The 20,289-nt window shown below is 75.3% G+C and carries 19 protein-coding genes; 5 read left to right on the top strand and 14 right to left on the bottom strand.

Features of this window, described 5'->3' with window-relative positions; genetic code table 11:
* Positions 1–24: 24 nt before the first annotated feature.
* From NX801_RS11995 to NX801_RS11970, 6 genes are all read right to left on the bottom strand, one after another.
* Positions 25–348, bottom strand: coding sequence for a putative quinol monooxygenase (locus NX801_RS11995; protein WP_258787475.1), 324 nt, complete (start codon positions 346–348; stop codon positions 25–27).
* A 298-nt stretch (positions 349–646) separates the two neighbouring features.
* A complete protein-coding gene (locus tag NX801_RS11990) occupies positions 647–1,537 on the bottom strand; it encodes a GNAT family N-acetyltransferase (RefSeq protein ID WP_258787474.1) in 891 nt (296 codons plus the stop codon).
* Positions 1,538–1,764: 227 nt separating this feature from the next.
* The gene (locus tag NX801_RS11985; protein ID WP_258787473.1) at positions 1,765–2,763 is read right to left on the bottom strand and encodes a 2-hydroxyacid dehydrogenase; all 999 of its coding nucleotides are present in this window, start codon (positions 2,761–2,763) and stop codon (positions 1,765–1,767) included.
* A gap of 272 nt (positions 2,764–3,035) precedes the next feature.
* Entirely contained in the window at positions 3,036–3,740 is a 705-nt protein-coding gene (locus tag NX801_RS11980) for a response regulator (RefSeq protein WP_258787472.1), read from the bottom strand.
* 31 nt (positions 3,741–3,771) lie between these two features.
* Entirely contained in the window at positions 3,772–4,986 is a 1,215-nt protein-coding gene (macS, locus tag NX801_RS11975) for a MacS family sensor histidine kinase (protein WP_258787470.1), read from the bottom strand.
* A 287-nt stretch (positions 4,987–5,273) separates the two neighbouring features.
* Entirely contained in the window at positions 5,274–5,981 is a 708-nt protein-coding gene (locus NX801_RS11970) for a lysophospholipid acyltransferase family protein (RefSeq protein ID WP_258787618.1), read from the bottom strand.
* A gap of 224 nt (positions 5,982–6,205) precedes the next feature.
* Here NX801_RS11970 and NX801_RS11965 point away from each other — a divergent pair, with 224 nt between their 5' ends.
* Positions 6,206–7,012: an alpha/beta hydrolase gene (locus NX801_RS11965; protein WP_258787463.1), complete on the top strand. Its 807-nt coding sequence runs from the start codon at positions 6,206–6,208 to the stop codon at positions 7,010–7,012.
* On the top strand, positions 7,005–7,598 hold the full coding sequence (locus NX801_RS11960) for a hypothetical protein (protein ID WP_258787461.1): 594 nt from the start codon (positions 7,005–7,007) through the stop codon (positions 7,596–7,598). The genes NX801_RS11965 and NX801_RS11960 overlap by 8 nt, the downstream gene beginning before the upstream one ends.
* A 653-nt stretch (positions 7,599–8,251) precedes the next feature.
* On the opposite strand, the gene NX801_RS11955 is transcribed toward NX801_RS11960, so the two are convergent.
* The 6 genes from NX801_RS11955 to NX801_RS11930 all read right to left on the bottom strand — a co-directional run bounded on the left by NX801_RS11955 (position 8,252) and on the right by NX801_RS11930 (position 13,684).
* A complete protein-coding gene (locus tag NX801_RS11955) occupies positions 8,252–9,028 on the bottom strand; it encodes an endonuclease/exonuclease/phosphatase family protein (protein WP_258787459.1) in 777 nt (258 codons plus the stop codon).
* Between the two features lie 227 nt (positions 9,029–9,255).
* Positions 9,256–10,197 carry an ROK family glucokinase gene (locus NX801_RS11950; protein ID WP_258787458.1) on the bottom strand — a complete coding sequence of 314 codons (942 nt, stop codon included), beginning with the start codon at positions 10,195–10,197 and terminating at the stop codon, positions 9,256–9,258.
* A gap of 65 nt (positions 10,198–10,262) precedes the next feature.
* Positions 10,263–10,856 carry a DUF5304 domain-containing protein gene (locus NX801_RS11945; RefSeq protein ID WP_258787457.1) on the bottom strand — a complete coding sequence of 198 codons (594 nt, stop codon included), beginning with the start codon at positions 10,854–10,856 and terminating at the stop codon, positions 10,263–10,265.
* Between the two features lie 62 nt (positions 10,857–10,918).
* Positions 10,919–12,220: an ArsA family ATPase gene (locus NX801_RS11940; protein ID WP_258787455.1), complete on the bottom strand. Its 1,302-nt coding sequence runs from the start codon at positions 12,218–12,220 to the stop codon at positions 10,919–10,921.
* 23 nt (positions 12,221–12,243) lie between these two features.
* Positions 12,244–12,690, bottom strand: coding sequence for an SRPBCC family protein (locus NX801_RS11935; protein WP_258787453.1), 447 nt, complete (start codon positions 12,688–12,690; stop codon positions 12,244–12,246).
* A gap of 220 nt (positions 12,691–12,910) precedes the next feature.
* Positions 12,911–13,684, bottom strand: a complete 774-nt coding sequence (locus tag NX801_RS11930; protein WP_258787452.1) for a metallophosphoesterase family protein — start codon at positions 13,682–13,684, stop codon at positions 12,911–12,913.
* A 321-nt stretch (positions 13,685–14,005) separates the two neighbouring features.
* On the opposite strand from NX801_RS11930, the gene NX801_RS11925 reads away from it, so the two are divergent.
* Positions 14,006–15,805, top strand: coding sequence for an AMP-dependent synthetase/ligase (locus NX801_RS11925; RefSeq protein ID WP_258787450.1), 1,800 nt, complete (start codon positions 14,006–14,008; stop codon positions 15,803–15,805).
* Between the two features lie 585 nt (positions 15,806–16,390).
* Positions 16,391–16,630: a zinc-binding dehydrogenase gene (locus NX801_RS11920; RefSeq protein WP_309505823.1), complete on the top strand. Its 240-nt coding sequence runs from the start codon at positions 16,391–16,393 to the stop codon at positions 16,628–16,630.
* A 3-nt stretch (positions 16,631–16,633) separates the two neighbouring features.
* Here the strand turns inward: NX801_RS11920 and NX801_RS11915 are convergent, their stop codons facing one another.
* The gene (locus NX801_RS11915) at positions 16,634–17,776 is read right to left on the bottom strand and encodes a glycosyltransferase family 4 protein (protein WP_258787449.1); all 1,143 of its coding nucleotides are present in this window, start codon (positions 17,774–17,776) and stop codon (positions 16,634–16,636) included.
* 81 nt (positions 17,777–17,857) lie between these two features.
* On the opposite strand from NX801_RS11915, the gene NX801_RS11910 reads away from it, so the two are divergent.
* Positions 17,858–19,123, top strand: a complete 1,266-nt coding sequence (locus NX801_RS11910) for a glycosyltransferase 87 family protein (protein WP_258787448.1) — start codon at positions 17,858–17,860, stop codon at positions 19,121–19,123.
* Here NX801_RS11910 and NX801_RS11905 read toward each other — a convergent pair.
* Entirely contained in the window at positions 19,080–20,216 is a 1,137-nt protein-coding gene (locus NX801_RS11905; RefSeq protein WP_258787446.1) for a hypothetical protein, read from the bottom strand. The two genes, NX801_RS11910 and NX801_RS11905, sit on opposite strands and share 44 nt — an antisense overlap.
* Positions 20,217–20,289 lie beyond the last annotated feature (73 nt).

The following is a 20,289-nucleotide window of genomic DNA, read 5'->3' as shown; positions in this document are numbered from 1 at the left end:
CCGCGCGGCCCGGGAAGGCCCCGTTCAGTCGATCTGGAGCTCGCCCATCGCGCTCCAGCCGGTGGCGCCCTCGATGGTGGTGCTGACGATCTCGGGGGTACGGGTCAGCAGCGGGCGCATGGTCTCCAGGCCGGCGCGGAAGTGGTCGGAGGTGACATGGGCCTCCCCCGCGTCGTCCTGGAACGCCTCCACCAGGACGTAGGTGTCCGGCTCCGCCAGGCTGCGGGACCACTCGAACCACAGATTGCCGGGCTCGGACCGGGTGGCGCGGGTGAACTCCGCGACCTTCTCGGGCCACTCGTCGACGTGCTCGGGCTTGACCGGGAATTTCACAACAATGAAGATCATCCCGCCATTGTAGGCATAGGTGATCTATCGGTCGGCCGGGGGGCACGGGGCGGTTCGGGGCCCGGGCGGCGCACGGGCCGGCGGAGGCGCGGACGGCGGCACGGGCCGGCCGGGCCCGGCGGCTCCCCGGCCGGTCGGGGTCCGAGCGGAAGCCCACCGGTCAGCCCGCCGCCCGGCAGGAGCGGCAAGCCGGGCCGGCTCCGAGCGGAGGGCCGCCGGGCGACCGGGGCCCGGACGGCGACCGGGGCGGGGCCGAGGCCCCCGGGCGGGCCGGCTCTCTCCCCCCGGGGGCCGCCGGTCAGCCCAGCTCCAGGGTGGTGATCCCGAAGATCCGCTCGGTGGCGACCGGGCGGGCCGGTCCTGTGTACATCCGGGCCGTCTCGAACCCGGGTGTCAGCCCCCGCGCCCCGGCCAGCGCCACGGCCGCCGGGTGGGAGAGCGGCACATCGACGGCGACCGGCCCCGGCGGCCGTTCCGGCGCGGCGACCAGGGCGTCGAACAGGGCCGCCGCGTCCTCGGCGGTGTCCGCGAAGAGCGGGCCGATCCGGGAGCCGTCCCGGGCGGGCCGGATCACCCCGTACCCGGTGAGCCGCCCGTCCACGACCCGGCCGAGCGCGTGATGTCCCTCGGCGGTGAGCCAGGCGTCCAGGAAGCGGCGCCGGCCGGCCGGGAAGCAGCCCCGGTCGTACGCCGCTGCCGCCGCCGCGCCGTCCGGCCCGGTCAGCGGCACCACTCCGGCGGGCGACTCCGTCACCGGGACGGGCGAGCCGGTGAAGCGGGCCGAGCGGTGAGCGAGCCGGAAGCCGGAGCGGCGGTAGTTGCCCTGCTGGCCAGGGACCCCGTCGAGGCCGACCACCCGGCCCCCGGCATGGGCCAGGCCGGCCGTCCAGGTGGCGAGTCCGAGGCCGTGACCGCGCAGATCGGGACGGACCAGATAGCAGCCGAGGAAGGCGTAGCCGGAGTCGTACCGGACGACGGACACCGCGGAGACCGGTTCGCCCGCCAGCCGGCCGAGGAAGAAGCCGTCCGGGTCCTGGGCGAAGAAGGCCCCGGCGTCCGACCGGCCCGGGTTCCAGCCCTCGTCGGCCGCCCAGCCGGTGACCACCGCCCAGTCGGCGGGGGCGGCCCGGCCGATCACGAGCGCTCCGGCGGGCTCGCCGCCGTCGGTTCCGGCGGGCGGTCGGGGCATGGTCTCTCCTTCGCCGGGGCGCGGGTCGGGCCCGGGGGCTCTTCCCGGGAGCGGGGCCCCGGGGCCGTTCCGGGGAACGGGGGCCGGTTCCGGGAGCGGGCCGCCGGGCCATCGTGGCCCGGGCCTGCGGCCGGGCGGTGCCGATCCGGCCGTCGCGCACCGGGCGCCCGGCACCGCTCGCGGCCGGAGTGAGCCGCTCGCGGCCGGAGGGGACCCGGAGGGAGGGGTCAGCCGGTCCGGGGGACCAGGACGTTCTCGTTGCGGCGGCCCCCGGCCCAGTCGGTGACATTGCGGACCGTGGTGGCGACGATCTGCCGCACCGCGTCCACGGTGTAGTACGCCTGGTGGGAGGTGACCACGACATTGGGGAAGGTCACCAGCCGGGCCAGGGTGTCGTCGTCGATGCCCTCCAGCGACTTGTCCAGGAAGAAGAGCCCGGCCTCGGCCTCGTACACGTCGAGCCCCACCCCGGTGAACCGCCCGGCCCGCAGCTCGGTGACGAGCGCGGTGGTGTCGATCAGCCCGCCCCGGCTGGAGTTGACCAGAACGGCGTCGTCCTTCATCGCCTTGAGCGCGGCCGCGTCGATGAGATGGCGGGTGGCGGGGAGCAGCGGGACGTGCAGGCTGACCAGGTCGGCCTCGGCGAGCAGCTCGTCCTTGTCGGTGTAGCGCATGCCCAGCTCCAGACAGGCCGGGTTCTGCGCCACGTCCCAGCCGAGCAGGTTCATTCCGAAGCCGTGCGCGATCCGGGTGAAGCTCTCCCCGATCTTCCCGGTGCCCAGGACGCCGGCGATCCGCCCGCGCATGTCCCGGCCGAGCAGCCCGTCGAGCCGGAAGTCGAAGTCCCGGGTGCGGTTGCAGGCCCGGACGATCCGCCGGTTGACCGCCATCGCGAGGGTCCAGGCGAACTCCGCCACCGCGTACGGGGAGTAGTACGAGACCCGGGCGACAGTGAGGCCCAGTTCCTCGGCCACGGTGAGGTCGATGTTGTTGAAGCCGGTGGAGCGCTGGGCGATCAGCCGGGTGCCGCCGGCCGCCAGGATCCGCAGCACCCGGGCGTCGAGGTCGGCGTTGACGCTGGTGGAGATCGCCTGGTGGCCGGCGGCGATGGGGGCGGTGTCCTCGGTGAGGAAGACGTCCAGGCAGCGCACCTCGTGGTGGCCCCGGAACGCCTCCTCGATCAGCGGCCGCTCATCGGCCTGCACCCCGAACGCCAGTACCTCCACCGCGTCTCACCTCCGGTCGCCGTCACCGCCCGGGCGGGTGCCCGAGCCGGGTCCCCTGCGAGGATACGGCGGCGGGCGGCGGCCTGCCCGGGAGCGACCGCCCGCCGGGGCCGCCGCACGGGGCCGGGGCCGGGGCGGCCGTACGGTGCCGGTCCGGGACAGCCGTACGGCACGGGGCCGGGGGCGGCCGTACGGTACCGGCCGGGCGTACGCGCTGCCCGGCCGGGCGTACGGGGGGCCGGGCGTACGGGGGGGCGCCGGCCGGCCCGGCGTCAGGCGTCGTCGAGGCCGCGCTCGATGGCGTACCGCACCAGCTCGACCCGGTTGTGCAGTTGTAGCTTGCCCAGGGTGTTCTGCACATGGTTCTGCACCGTGCGGTGCGAGATCACCAGCCGTTCGGCGATCTGCTTGTAGCTCAGCCCCTTGGCGACCAGCCGCAGCACCTCGGTCTCCCGCTCGGTCAGCCGGGGCGCGTCCGGCTCACCGGCCCCGGCGGCGGTCCCGGGCTCGGAGGCCAGTCTGCGGTACTCGCCCAGCACCAGACCGGCGAGGCCCGGGGTGAACACCGGGTCGCCCCCGGCGGTGCGGCGCACCGCGTCGATCAGCTCCTCGGTGCTGGCCGACTTCAGCAGATAGCCGGTGGCCCCGGACTTGACGGCCTCCAGGACATCGGCGTGCTCGCCGCTGGCGGAGAGCACCAGCACCCGCAGCCCCGGGTCCGCCGCGACCAGCTCCTGGCAGACACGTACCCCCGGCTTGAGCGGCAGGTTGAGATCGAGGACCAGCACCTGCGGGGCGGCGGCCCGGGCGCGGCGCACCGCCTGCTCGCCGTCCCCGGCGGTGGCCACCACCTCGAACCCGGCGCCGTCCAGGTCGCGGGCGACCGCGTCCCGCCACATCGGGTGGTCGTCCACCACCATGACCCTGATCGGCCGCCCGGCCCCGTCCGGGAGTCCCGCCCCTGCCTGCTCAGTCATCTTTCCGTTCCCGCCTTGCCCCGTGGCACGCTCAGCCCTTGCCCCGTGGCACTCTCAACTCGACTTCCGTGCCCTGTCCGGGCACCGACAGCAGCTCGGCGCTGCCGCCCAGCTCCCGCAGCCTGCCACGGATGGAGAGGGCGACGCCCAGCCGCCCCTCCCCCTCGGCCTGCGCGAGCCGTCCCTCGGCGATGCCCGGACCGTCGTCCCGTACGGTGACGATCACCTCGTGCGGCCAGTCCTCCACCAGGATCCACGCCCGGGCGCCCTCGCCCGCGTGGAGCCGCACATTGTCCAGCGCGGCCCCCACGGCGGCCGCCACCTCCCTCGCGGCGGGCCCGGGCAGCAGCACCGGGGCGCCCGGCTCCGCGAAGCTCACCCGGGACCCGGCGTACCGGGCGAGCAGCGCCCGCAGATCGCTGGGGCCGGTGCGCCCGGCTCCCCCGGCGGCCGGCGGCTCCTCCTCGACCACCCGGACGACGGCGCCCTGGGACTCGTCCTCCGAGACGTGCGAGGGCCGGGCCAGTCCGCCGGTGACCAGGGAGCGCAGCGCCACCTCCTGCTCACCCGCCAGCCGGCCCAGCTCGGCCGCCTCGCCGCCCAGCGCGGCGCCCCGCCGCTGGACCATGGCCAGCACCTGGAGGACCGAGTCGTGGATGTCCCGGGCCAGCCGCTCCCGTTCCCGGGTGGCCGCCTCGATCTCCAGGGCTCGGGCGAGGGTGCGCTCGGACGACCGGGCGACCTCGACCACGTACCCGATGGCGATGGAGGCCACCCAGACCAGCAGCACGGCGTGGACGGTGTCCCGGCTGGGCTCACCGCGCTCGACCACATTGGCGGCGGCGACCAGCGAGGAGGCGGCGGCCGCCCACCGCCAGCCGCCCTTGATCGCGTACGCCAGGACCGAGCCGCCCGTCCAGATGGTCGGCAGCGTCGGGCCGTCCTGGAGCTGGGCCTGCGCGTCCGCGAGCGGGGTGAGCAGGATGCCGGTCAGCGCGATGGTCAGGTCGGCGACCAGGAAACCCTTGGTGCAGCGGGCCGCGCCGGAGACCTTCGGGAGGGTGGCCAGCGTCCAGACGAAGATGACCGAGAGCACCGCGACGGCGATCCAGGGACGCTCGAACTCGTCCCGGGTGAAGACGAAGAGCAGGACGGCGTACGCCATGGTCAGCACCCGGTAGGCGGTCAGCGCGCGCCACAGCGGCTGCTCGACCGACATGCGTACGACCCGCTCGCGCGCGGCCATCTCCCACCCCCAGGGGCCCTCCGGCCCCGGCTGTGCCCCGTGACACCGGCTCCCCGCCGGGCCCCGGACCACCCCGCCCGTCCGTCTGTCTGTCTGTCTGTCTGTCCGGCTGCCCGGCTGCTTGTCCGGCTGTCCGGAGGTCCGGTTGTCCGACCGGATGTCCGGTTGCCCCCCTGCCCCGGCCGCCCGGCTGTCTGCCGTCCGGCTGCCCGCCCGTCCGGCCGTCCGGCCGCCTTGATCGGGGACCGGAACCGCAGGAACGTGTCCCGGGGCCGGAGGCCGGGACTCTAGGAACCGGCCGTCCTGGCCGCCTTGGCGGCCTTCTCGGCCTCCGCGATCTGCCGCTTGGCGGCGGTCGCGTAGATGTCGACGTACTCCTGGCCGGACAGCTTCATGATCTCGTACATCACCTCGTCGGTGACCGAGCGGAGGATGAAGCGGTCGCCGTCCATCCCCTGGTAGCGGCTGAAGTCCAGCGGCTTGCCGATCCGGATCCCCGGGCGCATCAGCTTGGGCATCACCTTGCCGGGCGGCTGGATCTTCTCGGTGTCGATCATCGCGACCGGGATCACCGGCGCCCCGGTGGCCAGCGCCACCCGGGCCAGGCCGCCGGGCTTGCCCCGGTAGAGCCGGCCGTCCGGCGAGCGGGTGCCCTCCGGGTAGATGCCGAACAGCTCACCGCGCTCGATGACCTCGATCCCGCTGCGGATCGCGGCCTCGCCCGCGCCCCGGGCGCCGGAACGGTCCACCGGAAGCTGGCCCACGCCCTTGAAGAAGGCGGCGGTGAGCTTTCCCTTCAGGCCGGGCGAGGTGAAGTACTCGGCCTTGGCGATGAAGGTGACCTTCCGGTCGAGCACGGCCGGCAGGAAGAAGGAGTCCGAGAAGGAGAGATGGTTGCTCGCGAGGATCGCCGGCCCCTCGGCGGGAATGTGCTCCAGGCCCTCCACCCAGGGCCGGAAGGCAAGCTTCAGCGACCCTCCGATGGAGAACTTCATAGCGCCGTAGATCAACTCGTGTGCCTCCCGTGTGCGTCGCCACGACCTTAACCCGAGTGGGGGGTGTCGCTCGCGCCCACCACCGGGCCCCGGGCGGCCGGGACCGGTCCCGGCCGCCCGGGGCCCGGGACCACGACGGCTCTGGTCGGTGTCCCCCCGGTCGCGTACGGTGAAGGCACTTCCCGAGCCGTCCGCGCTTCCGCGCCGTTGAACAGGAGACCCCGGTGCCGGTCCTCCCTGGAGCCGAGCCCTTCCGCCACGAGGGCGGAGAGATCGGCGTACTGCTCTGTCACGGCTTCACCGGTACGCCGCAGTCGCTGCGCCCCTGGGCCGAGTATCTGGCCGCGCGCGGGCTCACGGTGTCGCTGCCGCTGCTGCCGGGGCACGGCACCCGCTGGGAGGACCTCCGGGTGACCGGCTGGCAGGACTGGTACGCCGAGGTGGACCGGGAGCTGTGGGCGCTGCGGAAGCGGTGCGCGCGGGTCTTCGTCCTCGGGCTGTCCATGGGCGGGGCGCTGACCCTGCGGCTGGCCGCCCGGCACGGCGCGGCCGTCTCCGGGATCGTGCTGGTGAATCCGGCCAACAAGGTGCACGGGGTGGCCGCCCGGGCGCTGCCGGTGGTGCGCCATCTGGTGGCCACCACCCGGGGCATCGCGAGCGACATAGCCAAGCCGGGGTCGGAGGAGGTGGGGTACGACCGGGTGCCGCTGCACTCGGCGTACGCGCTGCGGGAGTTCCTGCGGGTGGTGGACCGGGAGCTGCCGCAGGTCACCCAGCCGGTGCTGCTGCTGCACAGCCCGGCCGACCATGTGGTGCCGCCGGCCGACTCGGCCCGGGTGCTGAGCCGGATCTCCTCCACCGATGTGCGGGAGATCCTGCTGGAACAGAGCTACCACGTGGCGACGTTGGACCATGACGCGGAGCGGATCTTCGAGGAGAGCCTGGGCTTCATCGACCGCCTCGCTCCGGGCGCCGGCCGTGTGGCCCGCGCCGACGGCGGCGGTGAGATGGGGAGCACGACCGGTGGCTGAGCAGCACGACTCCGACAAGCGCGACGAGCAGCCGTTCGACGAGGCGGCGGCCTGGGCGGCGATCGTGGCGGCGTACGGCGAGGAGCCGGCCGACCCGCCGGGCGCCAAGCCGTTCAAGTCGGTCGACGACCTGGCGCTGCTGGAGGAGGACCGGAACGACACCCCGGACGCCCCGGACCCGCGCTCCGGCCCGGACACCTCCCGCACCGGCTCTTCGGAACCGGCCGGGCCGCTGGGCGGTTCGGTGGTGTTCGCCCCCGGCGTGGGCGGCGCCGGGCCGCGCGACTACAAGCCGGCCCCGCCGGGCGACGACGACCTCGGCCCGGAGGACGAGGGCCACTTCGTGCCGCCCGAGCCGCCGCCGCTGCCGGAGGCCGACGCCGCCGCCAAGTTCGCCTGGCTGGGCGTGGTCGGCGGTCCGGTGCTGATGCTGGTCGCCGTGGTGCTGGGCTGGGACATGACGTGGTGGCTCACCACCCTGTGCGTGGGCGGCTTCCTGGGCGGCTTCGCCACCCTCTTCGCCCGGATGAAGCACGACGACGAGGAGGACGGCGGCGACGACCCGGGGCGCGGCGCGGTCGTCTGACGCCGGCCGGTCCGTGGCCCGGGCGCCGGTGGGACCATGACCCCGGGCGCCGGGGCCCGTGCCCGGACGCCGGGGCTGTCGCTGCCTGCCGTCGGGTGGCACGCGGCGGTGCGCCGGGCCGTCCGTGGTCCGTGGTCCCGGTGCCGGTCGGCTCGCGGCCGATACCGGGGGCTCCGTGAGCCCGGTGCCGGTGAGCTCGCGGCTGAGCACCGATGAGCCCGTCCGGTGCCCGGGGGCCCTGTCCACAGGGGACAGAACCGCGGGGATCGCCCCGGACCCGTACCTGGGCGCCGGTCTGTTCTCCTCGTCTCCTCGCCCACGGGCGGGGCGCCTCTCCTGCCGGGGCGGGTCGGTTCTGGCGCCGGTCGGGGCACTCCGATGTCCGCCGGCCCCTCCCGACGCCGGGCGCCGGCCGGACCGTGCCCGGGCGGCTCGCGGCGGGACGCCGGTGGGCTCGCTGCCGGGCGCCGGGCGGTCCGCCGGTGCCGATGCACGGGCGGTCCGTGGCCCCGGGTCGCCGGTCGGCTCACGGCGCCTACTTACCCGGGCGGCTCACGGTCCGGATGCCGGAGCTGTCGCCGGCTGCCGTCGCCGGAGCCGTTCCGGTGCCGGGCTGTCCCCGCCTGCCGCCGGTCGGGCTTCTCCGGTGGCGGTCAGGGGGCCGTGGCCGGGACGCGGAGGGCCGCCAGCACCGGCAGGTGGTCGGTGGCGGCGCGCAGATCGGGGGCGGTGACCCCGGGGAGGTCCAGCGGGACGCCGCAGCCGAGGACCTCGACGCCCGGGGTGGCGAACACCGCGTCGATCCGCTGGTGCGGGTCGGCCGGGGTGGAGGTGTGCTCGCCGCCCCAGGGCCGTACCTCCCAGCAGTCCTGGAGCCCGGCGGAGAGCCGGCGGAAGGACCGGCCGTCCGGGCGCTCGTTGATGTCACCGGCCACCACCGCGTGCCGGACACCCGCCGCCTCCCAGCCGGCCAGCCGGTCGAGGGCCATCCCGGTCTGGGCGTACCGCTCCCCCTCGCGCAGGCTCAGATGGCAGCTCAGCAGGCCGAGCCGGACGCCGGCGATCCGGACCACCGCCGTCGCGAACCCCCGCCGGTGCAGCCCGGGGGTGAGCGGCAGCAGGACGTCCTCGGTCTCCTCGGCGGTGACCCGCAGCGAGCAGAGCAGCAGCGGGCCGGCCGCGGTGGCGCCACCGGTCAGGGTCACCAGCCCGCTCTTGGCGGCGAGCCGGGCCGCGTGCTTGCGCCAGCGGAAGAAGCGCGGCGCCTCCTGGACGAAGACCAGATCGGGGGCGCAGGCGTGGATGACCCGGGCGAGCGCGTCCTCGTCGTCGCGCATCGAGCGGATGTTGTAGCTGAGCACCCGGACGACGGCCGAACCGTCCGGCTCGGTGCGGGAGTTGGGCAGGGTGTCGGTGGTGGGGGCAGGCATGCCGCCACGATACGACCGTGCCCGCCGCCTCCCCGGAAGGACGCGGCGGGCACGGTCAGGACGAGCGGACGGCCCCGGTGCGGTTCCGTACGGGACACCGGTACGGCTCCGGCCGGGCGCGGGTACGGCTCCGGGCCGGTCGCGCTCGGGGGCGTACGGTTCCGGGGGCCGCCGCCGGGGGCCGGATCGGCACGGCTCGGGCTCCCGGGCGGGGCCGGGGCCGGGCGTCAGCCCTGGCGGGCCAGGTCCGCGGCGCCGACCAGGCCGGCCTCGCCGCCGAGCTGGGCGGCCAGCACCTGGGCGTGCGGGCGCCACTGGGCGCCGATCAGCCAGCGGCGGAAGGACTTGCGGATCGGGTCCAGCACCAGGTCGCCCTCGTCCGAGACACCGCCGCCGACGATGAACGCCGAGGGGTCGAAGAGCGAGGCCAGGTCCGCGAGGCCGGCGCCCGCCCAGCGGGCCAGCTCCCGGAAGGAGTCGACGGCCACCGGGCAGCCCTGCCGGGCGGCCTGGGAGATGTGCTTGCCCTCCACGCCGCCGGGGGTGCCGTCGCCGAGGCCCAGCAGGATCGAGGCGTTCTCCGGGGTGGCGTAGGCGCGCTGGCGGGCGTACCGGACGAGGGCGCGCCCGGAGGCGTACTGCTCCCAGCAGCCCTGACTGCCGCAGCCGCAGAGCAGGCCGTCCGGCACCACCCGGATGTGGCCGAACTCGGCGGCCACGCCGAAGCGGCCCCGGCGGAGCTTGTTGCCGATGATGATGCCGCCGCCGAGCCCGGTGCCGAGGGTGATGCAGATGACGTCCTCGTGGCCCTTGCCGGCGCCGAAGCGGTACTCGCCCCAGGCCGCGGCGTTGGCGTCGTTCTCCACCACCACGGGCAGCCCGACGCGCTGCTCGACCTTGTCCTTCAGCGGCTCGTGGCGCCAGTCGATGTTGGGCGCGAACAGGACGGTGGCCCGCTTGTCGTCCACGTACCCGGCGGCGCCGATGCCGACCGCCTCGATGTCGTGTCCCTTGCCCGCCGCGGCGACCGCCGCGCAGATGGCGTCCACGATGCCCTCGGGGGTCCCCGGCGTGGGCACTTTGTGATCGTCGAGAATCTTGCCCTCTTCGTCGACCACGCCGGCCGCGATCTTCGTGCCGCCGATGTCGACGCCGATGGTGAGTCCCATGTGTCCCTCAGTTTTCGGTCGAGCCCCGCTACGGCCAACCGTACCCGAGGGCGGACGGGGCTCCGTCAGTCCAGGTCGATGTGCTCGCTGCCGCCGTCCGGGCCGTCGTCGCGGCGGTCCGGGCGGCGGTCCGGGCGGGGGTCGCCCCCCGGGGGCGCACCGCCGGAAGCACCTGGGGCGCGGGGGGCGTCCGGGGCGCCCGTCTCCCGTGGTTCCGGACCCGGTGCCTCCGTGCTCCCGGGGTGCGTGCCCCGGGTCCAGCGGGTCTCCTGGCCGGTGACGGCGGAGCGGTAGGCGGCCAGCAGCTCGTTGCCGGCGGCGGCGAGGTGGTCGAAGACCTGCGGGTTGCGCTCGATGACCGGCTCCACGGCCGACCTGGTCTGCTCCACCAGCTGCCGTACGGCGCTCTGTGCACCCGCCCCGAGCAGCGGGGCGCGCAGTCCGGCGACCTTGTCGGCGACGGCGTCGACCAGCTTGCGCAGCTCCTCGGCGGCGGCGCCGGGCGGCGGCCCGCTCTGCCCGCGCCGGCGGGCCTTCTCGGCCGCCAGGTCCTCGGCGCAGGCCCTCGCCCACGCGTCGGCGTCGAAGTCGGCTCCGGCGCCGCGGCCGGCTCCGGCCCCGGCTGCTCCGGCGGAGGGGCGCTCGGTGGCATCGCTCATGGCGTACTCCTGCGGACGACCGGTTCTGTACGCCCGACGTTACCCGAACGGCGGCACCGCGTTCAGGTCGTGCGCGGCGTCTTCGGCCACAGCCCGGGGTCGGGGGTGAAGCGGACGCTCAGCACCCCGTCGGCCAGCCGCGCCCCGGAGACGGTGCAGCGGCGCAGCGCGCTCGGCAGCGGAACGATTCGCCGGAACGGGCCGACCGACAGCACCAGTTCGTCGCCGCGCCGGACGAGGCCCAGCTCGCTCTTGACCGCGCCGGGCAGCGGGAGGTGCCAGACCAGGATGCCGTCCGGGTCCCGCCGGTCCTCCACCCGCCAGCCGGGCCCGGCGCCGGGCGGCGCGGCCGGCGGCAGGGCGTCCACCGGCGGGGCCAGCGGCACCAGGTCCTCGGGGGTGCGGGGGTCGCGGCCGAGGTGTGGCAGCTCGACCACCCCGGCGGAAGCGTCGGTGGCACCGGCGCCGAAGTCCTCGTACAGCGACTTGAGATGGCTCTGCTGCTGGGCGGCGAGCCCGGCGAACCAGGGGTCCATGGAGGTGGTCGGCAGCAGCCGGTTGGCCACCACCAGCTCCGGGCCCCGGCCGAGCAGGGCGAGCCCGGCCCTGGCGGTGCGCAGCGCGTCGGTGGCGGCGGGGCCGGGCTCGGCGACCAGCCGCACGGTGGTGCCGGGGGCGTCCAGCACCTCCTGGGCGGCGGCCAGCTCCTCGTCCCAGCGGGCGGCCGTGCGGTACAGCCACTCGGCGGGCATCGGCACCCCGACCAGCTGGGCCAGCACCGGGCGCAGCGCGCGGGCGGCCTGCCGCTCGGCCGGGAGCAGCCGGCGCAGATAGCGGCGCAGCTGCTCGGGCAGGGCCAGCAGGGCCAGCGCCTCATGGACCGGCGGCAGGTCCACGACGACCAGCTCCCAGTCCCCGGCCGCCGCCTCGCGCAGTGCCCGGAGCAGGGCGAACCGGTCGGCTCCCGGCGGCTCGGTCAGTTCCTCGTCGGCCAGTGGGGCGGCGCCCAGCAGATCGAGCGCGACCGCCGCGCGCTCCTGGAGGGCGAGCAGCTCGGCCCGGAAGTGGGCGGCCGAGTCGACATGCCGGACGACCGGGGCACCGGGACGGTCCTCGGGGCTTTCGGGGCTCCCGGGGGCTCCCGGATCGCCGGGATTCCCGGGGTCCTCGCGCTTCCCGGGGCCGGCCGCCGGGCCGGAGCCGGGGTGGTCGGGGGCGCCGTCCCGGGACCACGGCACCCGGTCGGCCGGGTCGCCGGTCAGCAGGAGCACGCGCCGGCCGTGGCGGGCGGCGGCCCAGGCGGTGGCGGCGGCGACGGTGGTCCGGCCGGCCCCGCCGGGCCCGGTGAAGAGGAGGATGCGCATCGCGGTCGGGAGATCGGCGGGGGTCAGGGAGCGGTCGACTCGACCCGCTTCTTGAGGCCGGCCAGCGCCCGGTCGATGATGACCTTCTCGGCCTTCCGCTTGATCATGCCGAGCATCGGGATCTTGACGTCCACGGTGAGCCGGTAGGTCACCTCGGTGCGCGCCCCGCCGGCCAGCGGGGCGAGCCGGTAGGAGCCGTCCAGGGCGCGCAGCATCTGCGACTTGACCAGCGTCCAGCTCACCTCGTCGGCCCCGGTCCAGGTGTAGGCCAGGGTGTGGTCGTCCTTGATGGCGCCCGCGTCCAGCAGCAGCCGGACCTTCTGGGCACGGCCGGCGGCGTCGGTGTCCAGCACCTCCGCCTCCTTGACCTCGCCGGTCCACTCCGGATAGCGCGCGAAGTCGGAGATCACCGCCATGACATCGGCGGGGGCCGCCTCGATCGTGATGCTGGAGGTGGTGTGTTCCGCCATCGCGGTGGCTCCTCAGTGCGGTCCCGGTGGATGTGAAGGAAGGCTATCGCGTGGTTACGGGCCGCCTGCCCGTGGCCCGGGGCCGCCGGCCGGGGGTCTGGCCGGTACGCGCCCCGGGCGGGGCACGGTACGGGCGCGGCCCGGCGGATCCCGGCCCCCGCTCGGCCGGCTCCCCCGGCCGTTACGGGCCCGGCCCGGCGGGGCCCGGTCGCCGCTCGGATCACCACTCCAGGGCCCAGGGGCGGCCGGTGGCGGCGAAGTGGCCGACGTTCACGCACTCGGTGGCGCCCACCCGCATCCGCCGGACCAGCGGCTGGTGGACATGGCCGAAGAGCGCGTACCGGGGGCGGACCCGGTGGATGGCGGCGAGCAGGGCGCGGCTGCCGCGCTCGAAGCGGCGGGCCACGGTGTCGTACGTCAGCTCCGCCACGTCCGGCGGGATGTGGCTGCACACCACGTCCACCTCGCCGAGCGCCTCGACCTTGGCGGCGAACTCCTCGTCGGAGATCTCGTACGGCGTCCGCATCGGGGTGCGGAGGCCGCCGCCGACGAAGCCGAACACCCGGCCGCCGATCTCCACCCGCTCGCCGTCCAGCACGGTGGTGCCGGGCCGGACGTACTCCGGCCAGAGGTGCGGGACGTCCACATTGCCGTAGGTGGCGTAGGTGGGCGCGGGGAGGGCGGCGAACAGCTCCGTGTACTGGCGCCGGACGGCCGCCTCCACGGCCTCGGTGGCCTCGGCGGGCGTACCGGTCGATGACCACAGCCGCCGGGCGAGCTCCCGGGCCTCGTCGAACCGGCGGGCGGTGCGCAGCTCCACGTACCGGCGGGCGTGGTCGGCGCCGAACAGGTCGGGGAAGATGCCGCGCGAGTGGTCGGCGTAGTCGAGGAAGAGCACCAGGTCCCCGAGGCAGATCAGGGCGTCGGCGCCCTCCCCCGCCCGGGCGAGCCCTTCGGCGTTGCCGTGCACATCGCTGACCACATGGACTCGCATGGGGCCCACGATAGGCGCCCGGCCGGGCTAGGTGGATGGGGCCTCCGGTCCTGGTCGGGGCGGGGCGTGGCCGGGAAGGACCGGGGCGGACCTGCGGTTACTTCCGAGTCGCGGAGGGGGTGGATTACTGTCTGCGGAGCGCCGCGTTCCGTGTGTGACGCACGGAACATCTGGCCATCGCCTCTATCCGGAACTGAGTACTGGTGGGTAACGTCCGGGCAGTCCAGTCGTGCTCGCCCCACCGAGCACCTGCCCGACCTTGGACCGCAGCCGGCGATTGCACAGAGCCGTGGCGCCGGAGCCCGATGAGGAGCAGCAGTCTTGCGCGAGTTCAGCCTTCCGGCACTGTACGAGGTCCCGACGGACGGCAACCTGACCGATCTCGTCCGCCGCAATGCCGCTCAGCACCCGGATGTCACGGTCATGGGCCGCAAGACCGCCGACGGCGGCTGGGAGGACGTGACCGCCGTCGAGTTCCTCGCGGAGGTCCGCGCCGCCGCCAAAGGGCTGATCGCCCGGGGCGTCCGGCCCGGCGACCGGGTCGCCCTGATCTCCCGCACCCGGTACGAGTGGGTCCGGATGGACTTCGCCATCTGGAGCGCCGGCGCGGTGACCGTCCCGGTGTACGAGACCAGTTCGGCCGAGCAGATCCAGTGGATCCTCGGGGACTCGGGCGCGGTCGCGGTGATGGTGGAGAGCGGGGCGCACGCCGACGCCGTGGAGTCGGTACGGGACCGGCTGCCGGAGCTGCGGCACCTGTGGCGGATCGACCGGGGCGGCCTGGAGGAACTGGCCGGCGCGGGGGCCGGCGTACCGGACGAGACGCTGGAGGAGCGCACCTCGGCCGCCAAGGCGGACGACATCGCCACCATCGTCTACACCTCGGGCACCACCGGCCGCCCCAAGGGCTGTGTGCTCACCCACCGGAACTTCTTCGCCGAGTGCGGCAATGTGGTGGAGCGCCTCAAACCCCTGTTCCGCACCGGGGACTGTTCGGTCCTCCTCTTCCTTCCCGCCGCCCATGTCTTCGGCCGGCTGGTGGAGGTCGCCGCCGTGCTGGCGCCGATCCGGCTCGGCTGCGTCTCGGACATCAAGAACCTCACCGACGACCTGGCGTCCTTCCGCCCCACGCTGATCCTGGGCGTGCCCCGGGTCTTCGAGAAGGTCTACAACGGCGCCCGCGCCAAGGCCCAGGCGGACGGCAAGGGCCGGATCTTCGACGGCGCCGCGCAGACGGCCATCGCCTACAGCCACGCGCTGGACACCCCGCAGGGCCCGTCGCTCGGGCTGAAGCTGCGGCACTTCGTCTTCGACAAACTGGTCTACGGCAAGCTCCGCGCGGTGCTCGGCGGGCGCTGCGAGGCGGCCATCTCCGGCGGCGCCCCGCTGGGCGCGCGGCTCGGCCACTTCTACCGGGGCATCGGCTTCTCGGTGCTGGAGGGGTACGGCCTGACGGAGACCTGCGCGGCGACCGCGTTCAACCCGTACGACCGGCCGAAGGTCGGCACGGTCGGCCAGCCGCTGCCGGGCTCGGTGCTGCGGATCGCCGACGACGGCGAGGTGCTGGTGCATGGGGAGCATGTCTTCAGCGGCTACTGGAACAACGAGTCCGCCACCGCCGAGGCGCTCGCGGACGGCTGGTTCCACACCGGGGACATCGGCACCCTGGACGAGGACGGCTATCTGGCCATCACCGGCCGCAAGAAGGAGATCCTGGTGACGGCCGGCGGCAAGAACGTCGCTCCGGCGGTGATCGAGGACCGCATCCGGGGGAACGCGCTGGTCGCGGAGTGCATGGTCGTCGGTGACGGACGCCCCTTCGTGGGCGCGCTGGTCACCCTGGACGAGGAGTTCCTGGGCCGCTGGGCCGCCGAGCACGGCAAGCCGGCGGGGTCCACGGCCGCGAGCCTGAAGGACGACCCGGACCTGCTGGCCGAGGTGCAGCGGGCGGTGGACGACGGCAACGCGGCGGTCTCCAAGGCCGAGTCGGTCCGCAAGTTCCGCATTCTGAACGCCCAGTTCACGGAGGAGGCCGGGCACATCACGCCGTCGCTGAAGCTGAAGCGGAACGTGGTGGCGAAGGACTTCGCGGACGAGATCGAGGCGATCTACCGGGCCTGAGCCGCGCTGCCGCGCGAGGCGCGGCGCTGTGCGGTGGGTGGGGCGTTGCGGTTCCGTGCGCGGCGCGCCCTGGTGGATGGGGCGCCTTGTGGGTGGTGCGTTGCGGTTCTGTGTGCGGTGCGCCTCGGTGGGTGGTGTGCCCTGGTGGGGGTGGGGCGTTGCGGTTCCGTGCGCGGTGCGCCTCGGTGGGTGGCGCGTTGCGCTTGCGTGCGCGGTGCGCGTCCGGGGTGCGTTGCGCTTCTGTGGGTGGTGCGTTGCGGTTCTTTGCGCGGTGCGGGTTGTTTGCTGCCGGTGGGGTGGGGGCGTGGCCCCTCCGGGCTCACCTCCTCGGAGCCGGCGGAACAACCGTTACCGGTCTTGTCGGCCGGGTATGACCGCCGTCTCCTGCGGGGGCGACCCTGCACGGCCCCACCCCGGCCCGTCAATCCCGTGCACCTGCGTGGGTGGCCGGGCGGCCTCACCCCGGCCCGACACTCCCGTATCCGTGCGTGGGTGGCCGGGCGGCCCGACCCCGGGCCGTCACTCCCCTGTCCGTGGGTGGGGGGCCGGGGCCCCTCAGGGCCGTACCCACGCTCGGGCGGCGGGGTGATCGAGGCGTACGAGCTGCTGGTGCGGGGCGCCTCGGCCATCGGCTTCCGGATGGCCGCCGTGGCGCTCGGGAAGCCGGAGCTGTACGCCCGGTGGCGGGACGAGCTGTGGGAGCTGCACCGGAGCGGCGCACTGCGGGCGCCGGTGCACGCCGAGCTGCCCCTGGCGGAGGCGGCCCGGGCACACCGGATCATCGAGGAGCGGCGGAACCTGGGCAAGGTGGTGCTGGTGCCCTGAGGTTCAGAGCAGGGTGCGGAGCTTCTCGGCGAGGAGGTCCCAGCGCCACTTCTCCTCCACCCAGGCCCGGCCGCGTTCGCCCATCCGGCGGCGCAGCTCGGGGTCCTGGAGCAGGGTGACGATCCGGTCGGCGGACTCCTCGGGGGCGGTGCCCCGGACCACCCAGCCGGTCTCGCCGTCGAGCACGGCGTCGGGGGCGCCGCCCGAGTCGCCTGCGACGACCGGGAGGCCGGTGGCGGAGGCCTCCAGGTAGACGATGCCGAGCCCCTCGACGTCCAGGCCGCCCCGGCGGGTGCGGCAGGGCATGGCGAAGACGTCGCCGGCGCCGTAGTGGGCCGGGAGCTCGGACCAGGGGACGGCGCCGGTGAAGCGGACCGAGGCGGCCACCCCGGTCTCCCCGGCCAGCCGGCGGAGGTCGGCCTCGTAGGGGCCGCCGCCGACGATCAGCAGCACGGCGTCCGGCACCCGGCGGAGGATCGCGGGCAGCGCGCGGATCAGGGTGTCCTGCCCCTTGCGCGGGACGAGCCGGGAGACGCAGACCACCACGGGACGGTCGGTGAGGCCGAGGCGCTCGCGGACGGCTGCGCCGCCGGAGTCGGGGTGGAAGGTCTTCTCGTCCACGCCGGGCGGCAGCTGGACCATCCGCCCGGCGGCCTCCGGGGTGAGCGCCCGGGCGATGCGGGAGCGGGTGTACTCGCCCAGGTAGGTGATCGTGTCGGTGCCCTCGCCGATCCGCCGGAGCAGTTGGCGGGAGCCGGGCAGCTGGGCCCAACCGGCCTCGTGGCCATGGGTGGTGGCGACCAGCCGCCGGGCGCCCGCGCGGCGCAGGGCCGGGGCCATCAGACCGAGCGGGGCCGCCGCGCCGAACCAGACCGAGGCGCAGTCGTGCTCGCGCAGCAGCGCGGTGGCCCGGGCGGTGACCCGGGGGGTGGGCAGCAGCATGGTGGTCCGGTCGCGGACGACCCGGAAGGGCTGCTCGGCGTCGAACGCGGCGGTGGCCTCGGCGCCCTCCCGGCCACGCTTCCAGGTGGATGCGTACACAACGAGCCGCTCCGGGTCCAATCTCAGCGCCATGTTGTGCAGGAACGCCTGGATTCCACCGGGTCTGGGCGGAAAGTCATTGGTTACGATCAACGTCTTGTGCATCGACGCCGAGATTACCGGCCCTCGCGCACTCCCCGCCCGGCACCACCGACCTGACCGCTCTCTCCTCCGGACGAGGTAGCTATGAAGGGCCCCCGCGCCGCGATCGCCGTCTGGCTGCTGACCAGAGCCGTGCTTCTGCTCAGTGTCTTCAGCGTCTTCCGGCTCCCCGGACCGGATGTCACCACGGACATCTCGGTGATCTACCGGGGCTGGTACGAGGTGCTGAGCGCGGGCAGCTATCCGCTCGCGGACGTGACCTGGCAGTATCCGCCGGCCGCCGCCTACGCCGTGCTCTCCCCCGGGCTGCTGCCGTTCCTGGACTACGCCCACGCGTTCTTCCTGCTGGCCTTCGCCAGTGACGCGGTGGCCTTCGGGCTGCTCGTGCGGGCCGGCGGGCGGCCGGGGAAGTGCCTGTCGGGGGCGTGGGTGTGGATCGTGGGACTGCCGCTGCTCGGTCCCACCGCGTACGCCCGGTACGACGTGATGGTCACCGCGGTCGCGGTGGCCGCGCTGCTCGCCGGGGTGCGGCACCCCCGGACGCTGGGGGCGCTGGCCGGACTGGGGGCGCTGCTGAAGGTCTGGCCGGTGCTGCTGCTGGCCGGCACCCGGCGGGGGCGGGCGACCCGGCGGTCGTGGACCGCCGCGGCGGTGTCCGGCGCGGTGGTGCTGGGGGCGTGCGCGGCGGCGATGCCGGGTGCGCTGGCGTTCCTGACCTTCCAGCGGGACCGGGGCACCGAGGTGGAGTCGCTGGGGGCGCTCTTCTTCCATGTGGTCCGGCATCTGGGCTGGGAGGGCGAGGCGCGGCTGAACTACGGCTCGGTGGAGTTCCTGGGGCCGTATGTGCCCGTGGTGTCGGCCCTCGCGCTGGCGCTGACCGCCGGGGCCTTCGGCTGGCTGCTGGTGTGGCGGCTGCGGGCGCGGGAGTTCGGGACGACCACGCTGGTGGACGCGGCCTTCGTCGCGGTGCTGCTGTTCGTGACGACGAGCCGGGTGATCAGCCCGCAGTACCTGCTGTGGCTGGTCGGGCTGGCCGCCGTCTGCCTGGTCTTCCGGGGCAGCCCGATGCGCCCGGCGGCACGGCTGGTGCTGGTCGCGACCGGGGTGACGCTGCTGGAGTTCCCCATCTGGTTCTCGCACGTGGTGGACAGCGACCCGCTGGGCCTGCTGCTGCTGACGGTACGGAACGGGCTGCTGGTCGCCGCCTCGGTGAGCGCCGGGCGGGTGCTCTGGCGCCGCACGGTCACCGAGCCCCGGCTGCGGGAGCCCGTACCGGTGCCGGCCCAGCCGGTACGGCGGGCGGACCTCACCCCAGCCGCTCCCGCAGATGAGCCCGCCACCGGGCGGTGAACTCCGCCGGGGTGACGCCCAGCACCTCGCGCAGCGCGGCCTCGACGGCGCCGGCCCGGCGGCCGTGCCGGCCCACCGCCCGGTAGAAGGCGACCAGGTCGCTCTCGCCCCAGCCCTCCGCGATCAGTTCGCACGCCTGCCGTCCGCCCTCGTAGGCGCGGGCCAGCGCCTCCGGGTCGGCGTCGAAGGCGAAGTCCCGGTCGTCCGGGAGGGCGTCGGGGAGCCGGCCGGCCCGTACCGCCTCGCGCAGCTCCCGGCCGGTCTGCCCGGCGGCGCCGTCCGCGTCCCGGTAGGCCATCCAGTCGGCGAGGCCCTCGGAGAGCCAGAGCGGGGTGGCCGCCGAGGTGTCGGCGCGGGTCGCCACATGGACCGCCTCATGGGTGATCACCACCGCCCGGCCGGTGTCGCTCAGCACCGCGTACGCCTCCGGGTTGACCACCACCCGGTCAGCCGGGGCGTCCGGCCGGCCGCCGGTCTCTCCGGTGGTGACGGCGGCGATGCCCCGGTACCCGGCCGCCTCGGCGCCCAGCAGCGCCGCCATGTCCGGCAGTGTCGCCGGGGCCAGCACCACCAGCCGCCGGGCCCAGGGGCGGGGCCAGACGGCCGAGACGGCGGGCACCGCCCTGTCCGCCACCGCCGCCAGTCCGCGCAGCCGGGGGCGGTCCCCGGCGACGCCCAGCACCAGGCTCCGGGCGCCGCGCACCACGTCGATCCGGCCCTGCTCCCAGAGCTGGCGCGGGGCGCCCCCGGCGGGCCGGTCGGTCACCACCTGCCAGCGGCCGTCCCGTTCGGCCAGCTCCAGGGTGCGGGCGGCGGTCACCGCGCCGGGGTCGTAACCGGTGAACCGGTAGCTCAGCTCGGCGCGCACGGTGGCCCGGTCGCCGCGCCGGTCCACCGAGAGCGGGCGGTACGCCAGCGGGCCCAGCGGCAGTTCGGGCGGGAGCCCGGCCCGGACGACGGCGGCCCGGCGGTCCAGCGCGGCGCGGATGCCGGCCGTGGTGGTGGAGGCGGCCGGCGCCGTACAGCCGCCGGAGAGCAGCGCGAGGCCCAGCACCGCCGCCACCGCCGCCCTCGCCCGCCCACGCACCGCCACCCGGCCGATCGTACGGGCCGGGGCGCCGGGGCGGGGCGGGGTGCCCCGGCGGTGGGCGGGGCGGCCGGCGCGC

The organism is Streptomyces pyxinae (assembly GCF_024756275.1).
GTDB classification, from domain to species: Bacteria; Actinomycetota; Actinomycetes; order Streptomycetales; family Streptomycetaceae; genus Streptomyces; species Streptomyces pyxinae.
Note: the sequence above shows the minus strand (reverse complement) of the source record. Positions and strands in the feature narration are given on the sequence as shown.